17 protein-coding genes, 1 tRNA gene and 1 pseudogene are annotated in these 17,918 nt (G+C 54.8%); 5 read left to right on the top strand and 14 right to left on the bottom strand.

Annotated elements, in window-relative coordinates:
• Positions 1 to 98: 98 nt before the first annotated feature.
• Together ACR0DG_RS07710 and ACR0DG_RS07705 are read left to right on the top strand one after the other, a co-directional pair.
• Entirely contained in the window at positions 99 to 686 is a 588-nt protein-coding gene (locus ACR0DG_RS07710; RefSeq protein WP_480695946.1) for a heme NO-binding domain-containing protein, read from the top strand.
• 44 nt (positions 687 to 730) lie between these two features.
• Positions 731 to 1,705 carry a GGDEF domain-containing protein gene (locus ACR0DG_RS07705; RefSeq protein WP_480707108.1) on the top strand — a complete coding sequence of 325 codons (975 nt, stop codon included), beginning with the start codon at positions 731 to 733 and terminating at the stop codon, positions 1,703 to 1,705.
• Positions 1,706 to 1,730: 25 nt separating this feature from the next.
• On the opposite strand, the gene ACR0DG_RS07700 is transcribed toward ACR0DG_RS07705, so the two are convergent.
• The 8 genes from ACR0DG_RS07700 to ACR0DG_RS07665 all read right to left on the bottom strand — a co-directional run bounded on the left by ACR0DG_RS07700 (position 1,731) and on the right by ACR0DG_RS07665 (position 9,310).
• Positions 1,731 to 2,432, bottom strand: coding sequence for a sirohydrochlorin chelatase (locus tag ACR0DG_RS07700; RefSeq protein ID WP_480695941.1), 702 nt, complete (start codon positions 2,430 to 2,432; stop codon positions 1,731 to 1,733).
• A gap of 69 nt (positions 2,433 to 2,501) precedes the next feature.
• On the bottom strand, positions 2,502 to 3,434 hold the full coding sequence (locus ACR0DG_RS07695) for an AEC family transporter (protein ID WP_480695939.1): 933 nt from the start codon (positions 3,432 to 3,434) through the stop codon (positions 2,502 to 2,504).
• Positions 3,435 to 3,496: 62 nt separating this feature from the next.
• Positions 3,497 to 4,294, bottom strand: a complete 798-nt coding sequence (locus ACR0DG_RS07690; protein ID WP_480695937.1) for an MBL fold metallo-hydrolase — start codon at positions 4,292 to 4,294, stop codon at positions 3,497 to 3,499.
• Positions 4,291 to 5,097 (bottom strand): TatD family hydrolase, encoded by an 807-nt coding sequence (locus ACR0DG_RS07685; protein ID WP_480695935.1) that lies wholly within the window; start codon positions 5,095 to 5,097, stop codon positions 4,291 to 4,293. The genes ACR0DG_RS07690 and ACR0DG_RS07685 overlap by 4 nt, the downstream gene beginning before the upstream one ends.
• On the bottom strand, positions 5,094 to 6,215 hold the full coding sequence (locus ACR0DG_RS07680; RefSeq protein WP_480707107.1) for a DNA polymerase III subunit delta': 1,122 nt from the start codon (positions 6,213 to 6,215) through the stop codon (positions 5,094 to 5,096). The genes ACR0DG_RS07685 and ACR0DG_RS07680 overlap by 4 nt, the downstream gene beginning before the upstream one ends.
• 10 nt (positions 6,216 to 6,225) lie before the next feature.
• On the bottom strand, positions 6,226 to 6,849 hold the full coding sequence (gene tmk, locus ACR0DG_RS07675) for a dTMP kinase (protein ID WP_480695931.1): 624 nt from the start codon (positions 6,847 to 6,849) through the stop codon (positions 6,226 to 6,228).
• Positions 6,846 to 8,012, bottom strand: coding sequence for a D-alanyl-D-alanine carboxypeptidase family protein (locus tag ACR0DG_RS07670; RefSeq protein ID WP_480695929.1), 1,167 nt, complete (start codon positions 8,010 to 8,012; stop codon positions 6,846 to 6,848). The genes tmk and ACR0DG_RS07670 overlap by 4 nt, the downstream gene beginning before the upstream one ends.
• A 17-nt stretch (positions 8,013 to 8,029) precedes the next feature.
• A complete protein-coding gene (locus ACR0DG_RS07665; RefSeq protein WP_480707105.1) occupies positions 8,030 to 9,310 on the bottom strand; it encodes an SPOR domain-containing protein in 1,281 nt (426 codons plus the stop codon).
• An 84-nt stretch (positions 9,311 to 9,394) separates the two neighbouring features.
• Between ACR0DG_RS07665 and ACR0DG_RS07660 the strand changes: the two genes are divergently transcribed.
• Positions 9,395 to 9,484, top strand: a tRNA-Ser gene (locus ACR0DG_RS07660).
• Positions 9,485 to 9,838: 354 nt separating this feature from the next.
• On the opposite strand, the gene ACR0DG_RS07655 is transcribed toward ACR0DG_RS07660, so the two are convergent.
• Entirely contained in the window at positions 9,839 to 10,567 is a 729-nt protein-coding gene (locus ACR0DG_RS07655; RefSeq protein ID WP_480695926.1) for a hypothetical protein, read from the bottom strand.
• Between the two features lie 119 nt (positions 10,568 to 10,686).
• Here ACR0DG_RS07655 and ACR0DG_RS07650 point away from each other — a divergent pair.
• Together ACR0DG_RS07650 and ACR0DG_RS07645 are read left to right on the top strand one after the other, a co-directional pair.
• Positions 10,687 to 11,330, top strand: a pseudogene (locus ACR0DG_RS07650) (IS6 family transposase); the annotation flags it as partial.
• A gap of 366 nt (positions 11,331 to 11,696) precedes the next feature.
• The gene (locus ACR0DG_RS07645) at positions 11,697 to 12,707 is read left to right on the top strand and encodes a carbohydrate kinase family protein (protein ID WP_480695924.1); all 1,011 of its coding nucleotides are present in this window, start codon (positions 11,697 to 11,699) and stop codon (positions 12,705 to 12,707) included.
• 109 nt (positions 12,708 to 12,816) lie between these two features.
• On the opposite strand, the gene ACR0DG_RS07640 is transcribed toward ACR0DG_RS07645, so the two are convergent.
• From ACR0DG_RS07640 to budA, 5 genes are all read right to left on the bottom strand, one after another.
• On the bottom strand, positions 12,817 to 13,014 hold the full coding sequence (locus ACR0DG_RS07640) for a hypothetical protein (protein WP_480695922.1): 198 nt from the start codon (positions 13,012 to 13,014) through the stop codon (positions 12,817 to 12,819).
• A gap of 87 nt (positions 13,015 to 13,101) precedes the next feature.
• Positions 13,102 to 14,016 carry a substrate-binding domain-containing protein gene (locus tag ACR0DG_RS07635; protein WP_480695921.1) on the bottom strand — a complete coding sequence of 305 codons (915 nt, stop codon included), beginning with the start codon at positions 14,014 to 14,016 and terminating at the stop codon, positions 13,102 to 13,104.
• A 598-nt stretch (positions 14,017 to 14,614) separates the two neighbouring features.
• Positions 14,615 to 15,919 carry a CitMHS family transporter gene (locus ACR0DG_RS07630; RefSeq protein ID WP_480695918.1) on the bottom strand — a complete coding sequence of 435 codons (1,305 nt, stop codon included), beginning with the start codon at positions 15,917 to 15,919 and terminating at the stop codon, positions 14,615 to 14,617.
• Positions 15,920 to 15,994: 75 nt separating this feature from the next.
• The gene (locus tag ACR0DG_RS07625) at positions 15,995 to 16,558 is read right to left on the bottom strand and encodes a DedA family protein (protein WP_480695916.1); all 564 of its coding nucleotides are present in this window, start codon (positions 16,556 to 16,558) and stop codon (positions 15,995 to 15,997) included.
• A 278-nt stretch (positions 16,559 to 16,836) separates the two neighbouring features.
• Positions 16,837 to 17,625, bottom strand: coding sequence for an acetolactate decarboxylase (budA, locus tag ACR0DG_RS07620; RefSeq protein WP_480695914.1), 789 nt, complete (start codon positions 17,623 to 17,625; stop codon positions 16,837 to 16,839).
• Between the last annotated feature and the right edge of the window lie 293 nt (positions 17,626 to 17,918).

Here is a 17,918-nt window from a genome sequence, read left to right as displayed (position 1 = left end):
GGGTATTTGGTGCTTTTCCAGGCGCTGGACGGGTCGTTTTGGTAATTTGTTAAGGTTTTTCGAGTCAGACTGCGCAGGAACGCTAGTCGAGGCTCCTCATGCATGGTCTGATAAATCGAGCGGTACAGTCTTTTGTGTGCGCGACTTACGGGCAATCGTGCTGGCTTAGGGTGACAGAGATTGCGGGGCTTGGTTTCACCGAATTCGAAGCCATGCTGATTTACGACCAAGATGTGACAACACGCGTTCTGGACGGATTATGTTCTGAGTTGAAGCGACCACGGCCAGAGGTTCTTGAGGATCTCGGAACGTACCTGGTTTCACATCCTAACATGGAGGACCTGCGCCGCTTATTGCGCTTTGGAGGCGGAAGCTATGTGGAGTTTCTGCATTCTCTGGATGATTTGTCGGATCGGGTCAGGTTGGCGGTCTCTGACCTGCGCCTGCCGGTTCTGGAACTTCGGGAAGTGACGGCTTCGGAATACCAGCTGCATTGCTACCCTGGTTTGCCGGGCTACGCGAGCGTGATGGTAGGCGTATTGCGGGCGTTGGCAGATGATTATGGCGCTTTGGCAATTCTGACCCATGAAGGCCGGCAAGGCACAGTCGAGGTGATTACCATCTTGTTGGTCGAAAGTGCCTTTGCCGAAGGCAGGCATTTCGAGCTGGGGGTCCGAAAGCCATGAAGGATTCGGTTGAGTTAGCGTGTCTGCTAAAGACGCTTTGCCCTATGTTCGTGCTGGTGGATCACACCGGGCGGATCACGGAAGTTGGGCCGACACTGCAAAAGCTTCGCCCCGATAGTCCGATGCAAGGGCAGAGTTTTCTGGACGTGTTCGAGCTGCTTCGCCCACGCAAGGTCACGACGGTATCCGCGCTGATGTCTGTGACGGGCGCAAAGCTGCATCTGGCACTGAGGGGAGAGCCGAGGACGGCGCTTAAAGGATTGGTCGCCCCTTTACCCGAGAGACAAGGGGCGGTGGTAAATCTGTCCTTTGGGATTTCGATCCTGGATGCTGTTCGCGACTATTCCCTGACCAGTGCCGATTTTTCCGGAACTGATTTGGCGATCGAGTTGCTGTATTTGGTTGAGGCCAAGTCTGCGGCGATGGAAGCATCCCGCTCGCTGAACTTGCGTCTGCAAGGGGCAATGCTGGCGGCGGAAGAGCAAGCGCTCACCGACATGTTGACCGGGCTCAAGAACAGGAGAGCTATGGACGCGCTGCTTGGGCATCTGATTTCGGGAGGCACCCCGTTTGCCCTGATGCACCTGGATTTGGATTTCTTCAAGTCTGTCAATGATCTACACGGTCACGCTGCGGGCGACTTTGTCTTGCAGCAAGCAGCCCGCATCATGGTGGAAGAAACTCGCAACGATGACACTGTTGCCCGCATAGGCGGAGACGAATTCGTCATTATTTTTAGGGGGTTGGTGGATGAAGCTATATTATCGAACATCGCGTCCCGTCTGATTGAAAGGTTGAAAACACCAATGGCCTTCGAAAACAAATCTTGCCAGATATCTGCCAGTGTCGGGACGGCCTTGTCCACGCAGTTTAAACCGCCCAAGGCCGCAGAACTTTTGAGCGCCGCAGATCAGGCCTTGTACGAGGCGAAAAGGAAGGGCCGTTCCCGTCACTGCCTGTATTCAAGTTTAATCAAGCAAGGTGGGCTTCAAACGCCGCGGCAACTGTCGTCACAGTAACCTATCTGAAATGGAGCGCACCCCCTTAGCCAACTTTGTCAAACGCTTGCTGAAGCACATTTGCGATATAACGCTTTATGCCGGGCAGCTCACCAACAACTGGAAGAACGCGTCCTTCGAAATTGGCCTCTGCCAACTCGCTGGGGACGTCATTCAAAACATGTCCACCGGTACAGGCAAAGAACGGAAGGCAGAGGGCTTTTTTACCCACGCCGGTCGCAGCTTCGGCTATCGATGGAGGCTCCTCTACAAAACCCACGCGAATTGAGTTGAACGCAATCTGTTTCTGCAGGTTTTCTGCAAATTCCGTTGCTACAGCCGAAGGATTGCGGCTACGGCCCGAGCCATGCGCGGCTAGGACAAGGGTTGTTTCATCAGGGCGCCATTTGCTTTCAGACAGCTCTGCCTCTAGTGCCCCACTCACCAAAGTGGGCAGGTTTTCTTCCACGCCCAATGGGTCGAGGATCCGCAAAGCCGCTCCTCCCAGACGCTTGGGCAGGGCGCTGGTAACAAACCAGCCCTTGGCCATAAACAAAGGATAGATCAAGGAACCGTCAGGCATATCTTTCAAGCAGGCCTCAAGCCTGCCCGGCGCGGCCAGCGTGGCGGAGCCGACTGAAACACCTTCGCAAAGATCGTTAACCTCAGCCGCGTAGCCTGCCAGCGCGGCCTCGGCAGGTTCCGGGTCAGAAGGTTGACCATGGGCAACAATAAGAGCGTTAGGCATCTGTGGTTCCTGTATGGTTTCCCGATAGGTGTGTTTAGAACCTGCGAAGTCAATCCGGTTGTCGCAAGATCAACCCAAAAGAGCCAACCACAGCCAGACGGTTAGGATCGACGTCGCGGTGCCAACCAGAACCGACGACGCGGCAACTCGTTTGGCCCGCCCGTACATGTTCGCAAAGATGTAGGCATTGAAACCCGGTGCCATGGCGGCGTTCAATACTCCGGATCGGAATAGATCCTGTGGCAGTCCCACTGTTGAGCCGAAAAGCCAGACCAAGCTGGGATGCAGCATCAGAGATACGGCACACACATAGGCAATCGTGCGCAAATCACCTTCGGGTTTGTATTTGACCAAAACACCACCCAGCGCAAACAACGCCCCGGGAAGCGCGGCGCGTGTAATAAGCCCCAGCGCTTCGTCCACGACTTCGGGTAATCCGAAGCCGGACAGGTTTACCAAAAAGCCCAACGCGATCCCAAGGATCAGGGCGTTGCGGAACATGGCGGACAGAACAGACCGAACCATGCGTGTGCCGCCATGGCCACGGTTGCGGATCACTTCCATAACGGTGATGCCGATACCGTAACAAAACGGAGAGTGGAAGGCGATGATCGCGTAGTTCCCCGTCAGGCTTTCCGGGCCGTAAGCACGCTCGGTGATCGGTAGGCCGAGAAGCACCGAATTTGAGAACAGGCAGCAAAAGCCAATGGCAACGCAATCTTCCCATTCGCGTTGAAAGATCAGGCGTGCGCCAAACAAACCCGCGCAAAAGCAAAGCCCGGCTGCGGTGTAAAAGCTGGCCAAAAGCCGAGGATCAAAGCTTGCGCTGAGGTCCAGATTCGAGATCGCCAGAAATAGCAGACAGGGAATGGCGAAGCCCTGCGTGAATTTCATCAAGCCGTCGATATGGATTTCCTTGAAATACCCAAACCGGGTCGAGGCATAGCCGGCCCCGATCACAAGGAAGACGGGCAGAATGACGTCTATGAGACTTTGCAGCATATCAGCGCCTCACCGGTTCGTTCCTGGCGGAACGTGGTATGCCGGTGCAAGAAGGCAGGGCCTTACAGAACCTGATGAATCACCATGCCGTCATAGGCAGGGGTGATGTAATCTGCAGTTTCGCTGTCGACCGTCGCATAATCGAGGTCGATATGCATATTCGTCAGGACAGCGTTTTTGGGTTGCAGCTTTTCGATCCATCCCAAGGTCTTTTCAAGATGCGCGTGGGTTGGATGTGGGGTCCGGCGCAGGGCGTCTATGACAAGACAATCCAGTCCTTCTAGCGCAGCCCATGCCTCATCATAAATTTCTGCCACATCTGGCAGGTAGGCGAGGCCACCCATGCGAAACCCCAGGGCATCTATAGCGCCATGATTCACCTTGAATGGTTCAAAGGGAATTGGTCCGCCCGGGCCGGTGACTTCGAACGGGCCGCTGATGCTTTTGAGATCCAGGATCGGAGGGTATGGCGAGGTTTCCGGTTGGATAAACGCGTAACCAAAGCGACCCAGAAGATCGTTTTGCGTATCGCCGTCCGCCCAAACAGGAACCCGTTCGCGCATGTTGAACACGATCATGCGCAGGTCGTCGATGCCATGAACATGGTCTGCGTGCGAATGTGTGTAGACCACACCATCCAGTCGACCGGTGCCCGAATCCAACAGTTGGCTGCGCATATCCGGGGTGGTGTCGATCAAGACCGAAGTTGTGCCTTCTGGCCCATCCCGTTCGACCAGCATTGAACAACGCCTGCGAACGTTCTTTGGGTTTGTTGGATCGCACTCTCCCCAGTGTCCGCCCAGCCTTGGAACACCGCCGGAAGACCCGCAGCCCAAAATGGTGCAGCGCAGCGTGTTCATGCAGCGGCCTTATGAGCAGCGACTTTGGTGAACAACTGGTCAAAGTTCAGTTGAGTTTGGGCAGCGAAATCGGCGTATTCCATCCCGAACACCTCGGCACCTTTGCGTGCCGTGTGGGCCGTATACGCGGGTTCGTTGCGCTTTCCACGGTAGGGCGGAGGGGCCAGATAAGGCGCATCAGTTTCCACCAGAATACGATCAACCGGGGCAGCCGCAAATATATCGCGCAGTTCCTGACTTTTGGGGAAGGCCGCGATACCCGACATGGACAAGTAGAAACCTAAATCCAGCGCAGCCTTGGCCAGTTCTGCCGAAGAAGAAAAGCAATGCATCACGCAGGAGTAGGGCGCGTTGCGGTGCTCTGCGGTCAGTATGCGTGCCATGTCATCGTCTGCCGCGCGGGCATGGATGATCAGGGGCAAGCCCGTGCGCTGGGCGGCCTCGATATGGATGCGCAAGGACTGCTTTTGAACTTCGGCGCTGTCCGCGGTGTAGTGGTAATCCAGCCCGGTTTCGCCAATGCCAACGAACTTGGGGTGGCGGGACAAAGCCACCAGATCGTCGACCGTGGCCATGGGTTCATCTGCGGCGCTCATGGGGTGGGTGCCTGCGGCGTAAAACACAGGCGCGTGGGCTTCGGCGATGGCGCGCACCGTGGGTTCATTGCGCAAACGCGTGCATATTGTGACCATTCGGGTCACACCAGCTTGGGCTGCGTTAGCAAGGATCTGGTCCAGTTGGCCCTCGAAATCCGGAAAGTCCAGATGGCAATGGCTATCGGTAATCTGGGGCGTATCGCTCATCTGGTTTGACCGGCGGTTTCCTGTATCTTGAACACCGTATCTAGGACCAGAGCGGCAGGGTCAAGGTTCACTGCCTGACCATGTCGCGCGCGTGCTGTGATCAAGCTGGCGACTTCGGCCCATTTTCGCGCTTGTTGCGGCGATTGGGACAGGCGCGACAAGATTTCCGCTTCGTTGGGCGCTGCCTCGGGCAGCACAGGCGCACCCGTTGCACCTGTCAAAGCAAGGCGTGAAAGGGCAACGTCAATCAATGTCAGCAAAAGCTCGAAACGGTCCGCGGCACCGCGCTGGGCTGCCGCTTCGGCAAGAGCCAAAGCACGCTGCCGATCCATGCGCGGCAGCGTGCCAAGGATGGCGATAAGCTCAGCATAAATCTCAAGCCCGCCCAAATTGATCAGGCGCACCGCATCGCCGACGGATCCGGCGGCAAGGGCTGCAAGATGGTCTGAGACTCCGGATAGTTCCGCGCCCGTCTGTGACAGGGCCTTTTGCATATCGTCGGGGCCAAGAGGAGCCAAACGCAACGTGCGGCAACGCGATCGAATTGTCGGCAACAGGCGCGAAGGCTGGTGTGATACCAACAGCAGGGTGGTGCGGGCAGGGGGTTCTTCTAACATCTTCAGCAGAGCATTCGCCGCGCTGACATTCATCTCATCTGCGGAGTCTACGATGACGACACGTCGACCACCGTCGGCCGAAGATAATCCGAAGAATTTGCCGAGTTTGCGAATGTCATCCACCACGATTTCATTTCGCAACCGACCCTGATCATTCAAAGAGCGTGTTATCGCGGCCAAGCCGGGTTCCGCTCCGGCCTGAATGCGGTGCGAAACCGGGTGCGCGGGGTCGATCTCGAGTGTTTCTATTGGTGGAGGTGCGCCAAACAGTCCGGCATCGTCAGCAGGAGGCGTCGCCAGTAAAAAACGTGCAATACGCCATGCCAGTGTCGCCTTGCCGACACCCTTCGGGCCGCTCAACAACCAACCATGATGCAGCCGATCAGAGTTATACGCGTCCAGAAACGCAGATTCCGCAGCGGATTGTCCATACAGATGCCGCGTTTCGCGCGGATGGGGGGCGCCTGGCGCCTGATCCGGGGTTGGAGTGTCGTCGTTCATAAATCGTCAATCACAAGGCTTGCACGACGATATCTGTCACATCACGGGCTACGCTGTCCATGTCGCGGTTGCCATCTATAACCCGAAACCTGTCCGAAAACTCATCTGCCAAAGCCAGAAAACCGGCCCGCATTTTCTGTTGCAGGTCCAAGCCAAAATCCTCGAACCGCTCTTCGGTCCCCTGACGCCCTTTGGCACGGGACAGACCGATTTCAGGGTCCATGTCGATCAGTATCGTCAAATCCGGTTCGCGACCGATCATCAAAGACTGCAACTGGTCGACTAACCCCCGTAAGTCACCCCGCGAAAGTCCCTGATACATCCGGGTGCTATCGGCGAACCTATCGCAAATCACGACTTTCCCTGCTTTCAGCGCAGGTTCAATGGTGCGTTCCAGATGATCGCGACGGGCGGCAGTGAACAGCAAAATCTCGGTCTCGGCTGACCAACGATCCGGGTCGCCTTCCAAAACCAGCCTACGTATTTCTTCGGCCCCGGGGGACCCGCCCGGTTCACGTGTCAGGACGACCTCGCGCCCCGAGCTTTTCAGGTGATCGGCAAGAAGACGGGCTTGGGAGGATTTTCCTGAACCGTCAATGCCTTCAAAAGTCAGAAACACTCCGGGTCTCGTCACAATGCGTCCAGAGGATTGCCGATCACATCGGTCAGAACGATGCCGCCCACGGTCATCATCCGTACGACAAAACCACCGGTCTCAACACTCTCAGCGGCCACCAAGGGGCGGCGAATTTCGGGCAAACCTTCTGGCCTGATTACCAGTTCAGCCAGTTGCTGACCTTTGGCGATCGGTGCGTTGACTGGTCCGTCATAGACCACTTCGGCCTCGACATTTTGATCCCCCAGAACAGGCAACAGGATGTTCAGGTCACCCTCGGGCACCAGCCCGACGGTTTTCTGGGCACCCATCCAGACTTTGGCTTGGGCTATTGGCGCGTCCGCGTTGGCAATTGTCCTCTCGACAAAATTTCGAAACGACCAGTTAACGACGGACTCAGCCTCCTCTGCTCGGGTGCCAGTGCTGTCCAGACCTGTGAGTACAAAGATCACACGCCGATCACCCTGCTTTGCAGAGCCGACAAGGCCATAGCCCGCCTCTTGGGTATGGCCGGTCTTCAGGCCGTCTGCACCAATCCCAAGTCTTAGCAGCGGGTTTCGGTTGCGTTTGTTTGCCGGCGCGCGACCGTCGAATTCAAATTCCTCTTCTGCGAACAGAGGGTAATATTCGGGGAAATCCGTAATCAGGCGGTCCGCAAGAACGGCCAGATCATGAACGGACATCATGTGCCCGGCAGCTGGCCAGCCGTTCGAGTTTGCAAAGTTGGACTGGTTCATACCCAACTGCTTTGCGCGCTGGGTCATGAACCGTGCAAAGCCGGCCTCGGTTCCGTCCGGGCTGAGGGCCTCGGCGATCACGACACAGGCATCATTGCCCGACAGCACGATAATTCCGCGCAACAAATCTTCGACCCGAACGCGGTCTTGCGTATTCAGGAACATCGTCGAGCCACCATAGCTCATGGCGTGTTCCGACACCGGAAGGGTTTCATCCAGCGTCAAACGGCCATCGCGCAGCGCCTCGAAGGCAACGTAGAGCGTCATGAGCTTGGACATCGAGGCCGGGGGCAGGGGTTGATCGGCTTCTTTTGACAGCAACACCGTTCCAGTCGTCTGGTCCATTACATATGCCGCACGAGCTGTCGTATCGAACGCATAAGTTGGCAAAGTCGTCAGAGCAAAAGCCAGAGTTAAAGCGGATGATCGCAAAGTGGATAGCACTTAGACCTCCTGTTTTATCAGTTTTTTACGACAAAGGCGTCAGAAAAGCCCAGGTCTTTGACATCACGTTGCAGTGCGCTTCGTTCACCTCGGGTGTCGGCGGGGCCGACAAGGACCCTCCAGACCGACTTGTCATCTGTTTTCAACTCACGCACTTCAGCCGGCAATCCATTTCGGCGGATTTTGTCAGCGGCGCTATTTGCATTGGCTTCCACGCTGTATGTTCCAATCTGAACAAATGGCTTGGAAATCGATGCTGATGCAGGTTCGGCCGACGCCGGGGTGCTGGCCGGAGTAGGCTCAGCGGCGTCTATCGCAGCTGCAGCACCTGCAATTGGGTCAAGCTGTGTGGCTGTGATTTCATCGCTCGATTTTTTCTGCCACCACTTCCGTTTTGACGTGTTTTCGGCAGGTGGGGTCACTTCTGGGTCTGTCAGAGCCGCCGTAGCGGCAACTTCGGTGGTGGTTTCCACCACTTCCTCGGCGGCGTCCGTTGTCGCTTCGGCTGCAGCACCGGCAGTAACCGCAGCAGCGCCTGCCGCTGCTACCGCAGGTTCTTTCTTTTGCCACCATTTGCGTTTTGGTGTTTCCTCTGCCTCTGCTTCAGCCGCTTCTGTTTCGGGCTGATCGCTGGCTTCGGCAGTCTGGTTCGGCTCGGGTTCAGGATCTGGTGTTGCTGCGGGCGCGGCTGGTTCCGGTTCAGGCTCTACCGGTTTGCGGCGCAATGCGACCACTTCCACCTTGGTTGGGGACCCGGCCAGTATACCCAGGCGCGCCGCTGCTTCGGATGACAACTGCAATGCGGGTCCGGGCAAGTTTCTCTCACGCCGGAACAGGGCCCCAGTAACCGTTTTATTGTTCGCCGCATTCTTGATGCGGACGCGTTCGGGTTGTGTCACATCAGGATGTGCCACCCAAATACCGCCCAGAGAAGGGCGACCATCCCACAGTCCGGCTTCGTCCAGTGCAAAAACCTCAGGGGCCTCGACGTCGTCGCGTGGATTACCGGTTGCCTCGGGGAAGATTTCGACTTTGCCGTCGTCCACGGTGCCTTCGGTTGCAGCTTCTGCAGAAGTATTTTCCGGCGAGAGCGTTTCGTCGCAGCTCACCAATACCGCCGAAACCACAGCCATAACCACCAAAGCTCGCGGTTTTGCGCCTGTCTCAGTCGCTCGCTTCATTTTCTCATCCCTTGCCTGTAAGGGGCTTCGTTCTCCGAACCCCACCGCCAATTGCCGGTTCTGAATTGCCAGCCTGATACGGTTTTCACAGCAATCATAGCCTGAGCGATGTGTCATGGAAAGACTACAGCGCAGCGTTCGGCAAGATTTCCCTATTTGCACTTGCCACCGGTTTCGGTTGGCCTTAGACCCGGCATCAACGGGGAGGTGGCAGAGTGGTCGAATGCGGCGGTCTTGAAAACCGTTGGGCGTGAGAGCGTCCCCAGGGTTCGAATCCCTGTCTCCCCGCCACTCATACCTGTCTCACTTCAGTTGTGTTTTCTGACCCGAAATTTTGCCGCAATTCCCGCGCGTTGGCGCATGCGCTTTCAATCAGAGACGAAGCAAACCGTACATTCAGAGGACAATTCAGGCGCAAGTCTCAGTGTCGCATTTTGGTGGGGTCGCTTTGGGCTGGATTTCCCTGATACAGGGCAATTAACAGGGAATTTCTGCAAAATAGGTCTGAGTTCCGTCATGTATCCTGTCGGAACTGTTTGTTTTACAATGGTTTCTGCCGGGTTTTCCCTAGAAGTTGGAACAGGGAATTTTCCTGACGGTTCAGGGAATGCGAATGCAGTATCAGGGAGTACGGAATTCGCGGTGTTAAAAGCCGAACAGGCGTTCCTGTTCGGACCAATCAAGTGGGTGGGTCGCGCTGACCAGACGCTTGAGCGTGAGTTCCGGCGGCTGCGTGCCGTCGAGAATCGCAGCCTGAATTTTTGGTGACAGAAAGGCGAGCTGAGCACGGGTACGGATGAAGGCGCCGGGGACGCTTTCGCGGCGCACAATGTCCATCAGTTGAACTCCGGTTTTCAGATCACGGGCCCAGCCATGGGCGCGGAACAGCATGGACCGGAGGTGAGGATCGGGTTGGGGTGCCATGTCTCCGGCGATGACCTTGGCCTCGACGCCGCGCCGGCGTAGATCGAAGGATGCGGTGATGTGGGTGAGATCCGGGTGCAGAAGATCTGCGGCAGTGCCAAGTTCGCTTGCCAGAGAGTTGAGGTTCAATTCGAGGTCGATCTGTCCGCGTGCAATTCTGCCTTTGGCTAGAATATCAGCTCCGACTTGACCGCCTTGACCTCGGAGCCGGGTCACCAGATCGGCAATTGAGGTCTGGACTGCCTCGGCTGACCCGGCCTCCGGCTGCGCCAGTACCTTATGCGCGGCGGCGGCGTCTTGCAGATGTCTGACGATGACATCAATGACCGCGTTTTCCAGCGCAGGGCCGGGCAACCGCCAGCCGGAGATATCCGTGCCACCCGAGATCAGCCGATTGGAGATGTAGTAGCGCAACCGTCGGCCTTTGCGGGTGGTGTGGGTCGGCGTCAACCGATCCCCGGTTTCGTCCTGCAGCAGACCGGTGAGCCATGCGCCGGGGTTGTTGGTACGTTGGCGCGTGTCTTGTCAGAAGAACTTGGGTTGAGGCGGGCAGGGGTGTTGCGTAGCTATTGCCTACGACTAAACCTGCCTCCTTCAAGTACTTCAAAACCAGCCCCGAGATTATCCGTTTGGCCGTGATGCTGTACATCCGTTTCCCGCTCTCGCTCCGGAATGTCGAAGATCTGTTGCACGAGCGAGGCATCGATGTGAGCCACGAAACTGTCCGATATTGGTGGAACAGGTTTGGCCCGATGTTCGCTGCTGAGATCAGACGAAAGCGTGTTCAGAACTGGGCGAGTTTTCCAAATTGAAGTGGCATGTGGACGCGGCCTTTGCGAAACTGAATGGCGAGCGGCTTTATCTTTGGCAGGCAGTGAATCACGAGGGCGAGGTGTTGGAAGCCATTGTCACCAAACGCCGTAACAAAGCTGCGGCACTGTAATTCCTTAAGAAATTGATGAAGCGGCATGGCTGTTCTGCAGAAATTGTCATCGACACTCTGCATCCTACAAAGCGGCGCTCAGAAACTTGGGTGCACTTGAAAAACAACAGCCTTGCAGGTTGTTGAACAAACGCGTCGAGAATTCACACCTGCCGTTCAGGCGAAGAAAACGCGCGATGCAGCGTTTCGGGCGTAACCGGAGTTTCACAAATTCGCCCCGTCCACTCTTCCCTCTATAATAACTCCAATTGGGATAGACCGCTCGCAAGCTGACATGCTTTAAAGCTGAGGCGGTCCGCCGCTTTTGCCGAGTGGCGTCAACTTTGTTCCGGATAGGGTCACGGTTTCCACAGAAAACTGAGACTGGTTCGAAATCGACTTACAGCACCATTCTGTGGCGTCCCTGAAATCGTGGAGCGTTCTTTCACGGGCGACCACCCTAGCCCGAGCAAATTGGATGTAGTCGTGACGGGTCGATTCTTTTACGATTTTGGCGGCGAAAGAGAGGTTCACAGTCTGCCGGTCCGCTTCGCAGATCCCAGCAGTGGATCGCATCAGCCCTTTGGGATTTCTTGATCTGATCGGGTCGGTGCGTAATCATTCAATAATCAGACATCTTGGGTTGGGTTGCGGTTGATGAAACGACAAGGGATCACGGCGGCGGGAAACTTTATTGTCGACCATGTCAAACATGTCGAGGAGTATCCGCGGCAAGATCATCTTGCGGTGGTTCGATCCCATAGCCGCCACAGTGGCGGCGGGCCGTTCAATCTGCTCAGCAACCTCTCCGCCATGCAGGTTCCATACCCTCTGAACGCCGTGGCTTCGATAGGCGACGACCCCGACGGGGAATGGATCAAAGAAACCTGCAAACAGCGGGGAATAGAAACCGGGCATATATTCACAACTTCTAAGGCCGGTACATCGTGGACAGACGTAATGTCGGTCATTTCAACAGGCCGGCGCACGTTTTTTCACTATCCGGGTGCCAACGCACAGCTTTCACTGGAAACGCTTCAGTTCGGGGATTTCAGCACCCACATATTCTATCTTGGCTACCTAACCATGCTGGACGCACTAGACCACAAAGACGCGACAGGTCGTACTGCAGCCAGCCGGGTTTTGGAACGCGCAAGCGATGCTGGAATGCTTACGGTCGCTGATCTTGTCAGTCGCGATCATCCGGATCTTGCAGATATCGTGGCGAGCGCAGCGCCCTATCTGGACTTCCTTCTTTTGAATGAGCTGGAGGCGGGCTGGCTGTGCGGCAGCAGTTTCCAAGGTTCTGATCTGACAGCGCAAAACCTTTCTCTTGCTGCGCAGAAGGTGCTGGAACTCGGCATCCGAAAGGCCGTTGTGGTGCATTGCGAACACGGTGTCGTCTATGTGGCCCGCAGTGGAATGCAGATCATACAACCGGCTTTGCACATACCAGCAGGTTCAATCCGTTCGAAACTCGGCGCGGGGGACGCCTTTGCCGCGGGGTTTCTGCACGGAGTTCATCAAGAAAATGATCCCTCAGATTGTCTGAAATTCGGGGTTAGCGTCGCTGCGGCTTGCCTGACAGCGCCTTCAGCCTCAGCTGGCGTCCGCCCTTTGAAAGAATGCATGAGCATGGCAGCGGGTTTCGGATTTCAGACGTTCTGAACGCCCAAAGAAAACCCCCACTGGCCGCAGTCACAGTGCATCGGTAGCTCGGTAATTCAAAAAGTCTGGGAGATGCTTAAGATACGCAAACTTTCTATTTCAAACATTCCTATTTGGGCGTGCTCGGCTGCAGACGGAACGTGTAGAGCATTGCGAGCAGGTTCAGCAAAGCAAGCGCGAATATTGGTGTCACCGGGTCGTGCCAGTGCGCCACAGCGCCCAAAGCCGCGGCGAACCCCATTCCGACGAAGCCGGCGCTTACGTCACCAAGAGCGACAAGATAGGAACGCTCTTCCTCGTTCGTCATTTCAATGATGCATATGCGGGTCGCAATCGCAGCATCATATAACCACCATGATGGCTTCCTGTGCAGCGATTTTCTGGTGTTCAGCGTTCAGTGTTGAAGGTCTTCAGCAGTGACGAGCTTGGAAGGAACGTAAATCACACGTTGGTCCAGAACTTCAGCCGACAATAGTTTCGCGACTGTGTCTGCCGTTCTTTGGCCAATTGCATGAAAATCTTGGGCTACTGTCGCCTCAAGGTTACTTCCATCAGAGATCGCCTGGATTGCTTGGGGGTTGGCATCTATACCGGTGATTACAATGCCTTCATTGCTGCGACCTGCCGCCTCAATCGCTTCCAGCGCCCCTAGGGCAGGCTGATCCCACGCCGCCCACACGGCGGAAATGCTACCTGGCTCGGGATAAGTCGTGAGTATTTCATCCATTTTTGTACGGCTATCAGAAATGGCTCCGTCACTAATTTCCGGGGTGATCCGTTCGACTACGGAGATGTCGGGGTAATTCCCAAAGACTGTGTCTGCGATTTGGCTGCGAACCCGAACGGGCGGAAACGACTCGTAGGTAAACATGACCACGTTGCCTGAACCGCCAATTCTGTTGGCGATGTATCCAGCAGTGCTCGCTCCCATTTCGTAGCCATTGGATGTGATGTTAGCGGACAAGAGAGGATGGTTCCCTGCATCTAAACCGACAACTGGGATTTTTTGGTTAGCTGCTGTCTGTAACCCTTTTTCAATCTGGGTTGGATCGACGTTTACAACGATTGCTTCGATACCCTGCTCAACCGCGTTTTCCATCTCTTCAACAACGGCTTCCAGATCGCCGTCAGTATGGACGATGTTTACGGTCCAACCATATTCGTCTGCGCGCTCGGAAAAACTCTCCACATAAGCCTGAGTCCCAGGCTGGGCCAAGTAAGGCGTGATCAAAGTTACGTCTTGTGCATAAGCTGGAGCCAAGATGCAGAGCGTCGCGGATGCACAGATCAGGCTGTTGCGAAAAACCATAGTCCACCTCCCAAATAAGGAACAGAAAGAAAGTCCAAGTGAATGTGTTAGAAAAAGGCGCGCCTTAGGATCTTTGATCGTTATTAGATAAGCATTAAGCAATCACCCTAATGTGCCAATTGAGGCTGTACCCGCTTGCGGAGTTCCTGCACTCGAAACATCGAGAAGTCTCGTATGCTGAACAGCTGCTTTGCAAGTCACCAATCATCTGGCCCAATCACAAAATCTAAAGTTTGAAGGGTAATGGCTGCACAGGACACAACAACTGTCCGATTTGAGCATGCCATAGCTATCTCCCTATCTTAACCCTCGTTTTGATATTGGTAGAGGGGGATTTTATTCAATCATCGGAGAGAAACATGAAAGGGAATTAATTGAGTGTTTATAATGGTATTACGGCACAATTGATGGTTGCCGGGACAATCAAAGCCACAGTTGAATTGTGGGTGTTGCTGTTTCCGCAGGTTGAGCACGCCAATCTTTCACTTCAGATCCCTTGATCCGGTATGGTCGACAGCCCCAACAAAACGCCGCCATGAAAAACGATGACCATCAGCCACGGAGTACCCAATTCAGAGACTTAGCTTCCGGCCAGTGACTAAAACAATCCTAGCAAAAAACCGACGCCGAACACCACAATGGAGAAGGCCCAAAGCGGAAGCAGGGAAAATCGGATGTGACGCCCCATGTTTGCGCCTGCCAGTCCCAGCGCCAGCCAAAGTGCTGGCGAAAATGGGCTTATAAATGTACCGATGATGTTCCCGATGAGCATGGCGTGAACTACGCTTTCGGTCGGTACCTGTGTTGGTCCCATAACTTCGAGAACGATTGGCATGAGGCCAAAATAAAATGCGTCCGTGCTAAGAACCAGTTCTAACGGTGCGCCGATAAGACCCACGAAAATATGCAGTTGTGGTATCATTGTATCTGGCAACACTGCGACCAGTTGCACAGCCATCGCGCGGAGCATACCGGTCCCATCCATAAGGCCCAGGAACGCGCCAGCTGCAAAGATGATGGCCGCCATCGTGAGGGCCGAAGCCGCATGTGCCTTCATCCGTTCCATCTGGCTATCGATGCTGGGATAGTTGATCAGCAACAGCACCGATAAGGCGATCATAAAAAGAAACGCGGGCGGTAAAACGCCAAGAACCAAAGCAACAACCGTTGCTGCAAAAAGCCCTGCATTCAAATATATCAAATTGGGGCGTTCAAGGGTTGCCTCTTCGGCTGTCGCCTGAATTTTGTAGGCCGATACATCGCCGCTCTGCTGGGCCTCTGCCGATGAGGCCTCCAGTCGTTTTTTTTGACGTAGCCCCATGGCCACCGCCAAGCCAGCCAGTAGAACCAACCCAATAACCTGGATGGGGATCAGGGGTTGCCAAAGCTCGGATACAGGGATTCCTGACACGACCGATGCGCGCCCCAACGGCCCGGCCCAAGGCAACATATTGGCGATACCCGCACCTAGGCACAGCATCAGTAACATCAAATAGCGATTCATGCCGACCCCGAGGTAAAGGGGTAGAAGCGCCGGTACGGTAAGAAGAAATGTTGTTGCTCCGGCCCCATCGAGATGAGCCAAGGCACCTACCATTGCAGTTGCTACTGTGATCGCGACCGGGTTGCCTTTTGTGATCCCAATCATCCAGTTGATAATCGGACGGAACACTCCTGTATCTTGCAAAACCCCAAAAAACAGAATGGCAAACACAAACATCGTAGCGACGGAGGCAACTCGAGCCAGTCCAGAATTGAAGAACTCTGTCAGCTCTGTGGGACCGAAACCGGTTATGATCGCACCGCCCAGAGGGAATAGTACCAGCGCAATCACCGGTGCAACCCGTCCTGTCAGCAGCGATAGGACGACAAGAAGTACCGTCGCCAATCCGACTAACGCCATAAGAATCGAGCCCAGTCTATCTCAGTTGGGTATACTCAATGCCGAGTTGGGAGTTGGGTCAAGTCGACCCGTGGTTTAGGCTTGGCACCAAGCCTCGCACCTGTTTTGTGGACACAGCCGTTTCGTAAGCAGGTAGAGCACCGTGCCCAGCGAAAATACTGCGATTACGACTGCGGCGACGAACAGCGACACATGATGCGTTATCCAAGGAAGAAGCGAGACAGTTTTTCCCAACTTGTACGTTGTAGTTGTCCAGAAACCGACCCACAGCGATGATCCAATAATGCTGGCGACCAGGAACTTGTGCCACTGCACGCCTGCGGTTCCGGCCACCAACCCGTTCAGCTGGCGCAATAATAAGAAGAAACGCGCAAAGACGACCACTGGTGCGCCATAAGACTCGGTGAATCTTTCCGCAGCCCGGTACTTTTCTTCAGTTATGCCAATTCTGTTCCCGTAGGCTAAAACAACAATGCGCCCATACCGTCGGCCAATCATAAAGGCGACACTGTCTCCGGTGATTGAAGCGAGGATCGCCACAATAACAACCAAGTAAATGCTTACATCGCCTTGGCTGGATATAGCAGACGTTGTAATGAGTATCGTTTCACCGGGAAGCGGTAGACCAAATGTCTCCAAAAAAGAGAGCGAGAAACAGCGCCAACAAGGTGAAGTTTCCGGAAAGTGTTGAAAAGGATGCGAACATCTGCGCCATGATGGATCTGTAACGTCGCTAGCGATGGCGTTAAACTGACCTCGTGGGCCATGGCATATTCCACGCAGGGGTTTGACCTTCAGAAAGCTGGGGTCGCCCGTTTGGCCGTTAGTTGACCCATCCGGCTATCTTCATTCGGAAAATCCGTTCGCGATTTTCTTCGCTCCTCGAATAGCTCGTTGCCTGAGGGCGACTAAGGTGGCTAACTCCCGTTGCTTTCCGCCTTTAGGATTCCATCTGCCGAAGTGCCTGCGGCCAGATTGGCGTCTGAGAACGACCTGGTTTCAGGGAGTTCAAGGTGCAAAGTAGACGTATGGTCTATCTCTAATTGACCGTCGCAAAGGGTGTAGTCCAGCACGTGACCACCTTTGCTTAAGTCTCTGGAAATAAAATGAAGGTGGTAACCCGGCACGCCAATACCCACAGCATAGTCGGGGCATCGAAAACCCAGAATTGTACCGTCTACATCACTTAACTCAAATTCTGCCTGAGTTTTCACAACTTCCAGCAGAGGTTTGTAGGGTTTGCTTTGACGCAGAACGTTTCTGTATTTGATGTGTTTGATGCGCCCAACAAATCGAACGGCATAAAACAGGTTCTTGGCTTCTGCCATCTTATCCAGCTGAACTTCAAAGGATTGTTTGTCCGTTGGCGTATCCACCGAAAGCAACAAGGTGGGTTCGAAATTGATGACAGCGGCATAAGGCGTCAAGGCTGTATCAGGTGCAACTGTCGCCTTTCCTTCTCCATCAAGCCGGTACGCCACGCCATCCAATACAATCATCTCACCATCAAGCGCATTGAACGTGCCGAGACCAAAGTCTCCGTGTTTAAGCAGTTCACCGATTGAAACCGTTCCGTCGTATACGCCCTGCATCACAGCGCTCAGCAGCGAAGCTTGATAGTACTCGTGCGCGTGTTCGGTGGATTGAAACCGCTGTTTGTTGCTATGGCTGGCCGTCGCTGTTGCAAAGGTGAGCTCTGTGTCCATAGGAAAATCCACGACTGCGGGTTTAGGGACCTATTTTCGGAGTTTGAATGGGTCGCGTTCCTGCTCAGTATCCCTTCCTTCATACGATCGGGCAACTACTAAGGCTCTGCTACACGTTCCAAGCTTTGGCATTTCCCTTTTGTGACTATCAGTTTGGGGCGCCAGAGTGAGCTGCGAGAAGGTATTCGCCTATTTTTCGAGCAACTGTATTTCCGTACAGCGAGTATATCGGGAGGCTCTTTCATAACAGATTTGATCTGCATGGGTTCTCTTTAGACTGCGAGGCTAGGGGT

The sequence above is a fragment of the Ruegeria sp. BG8 genome (assembly GCF_056538325.1).
Note: the sequence above shows the minus strand (reverse complement) of the source record. Positions and strands in the feature narration are given on the sequence as shown.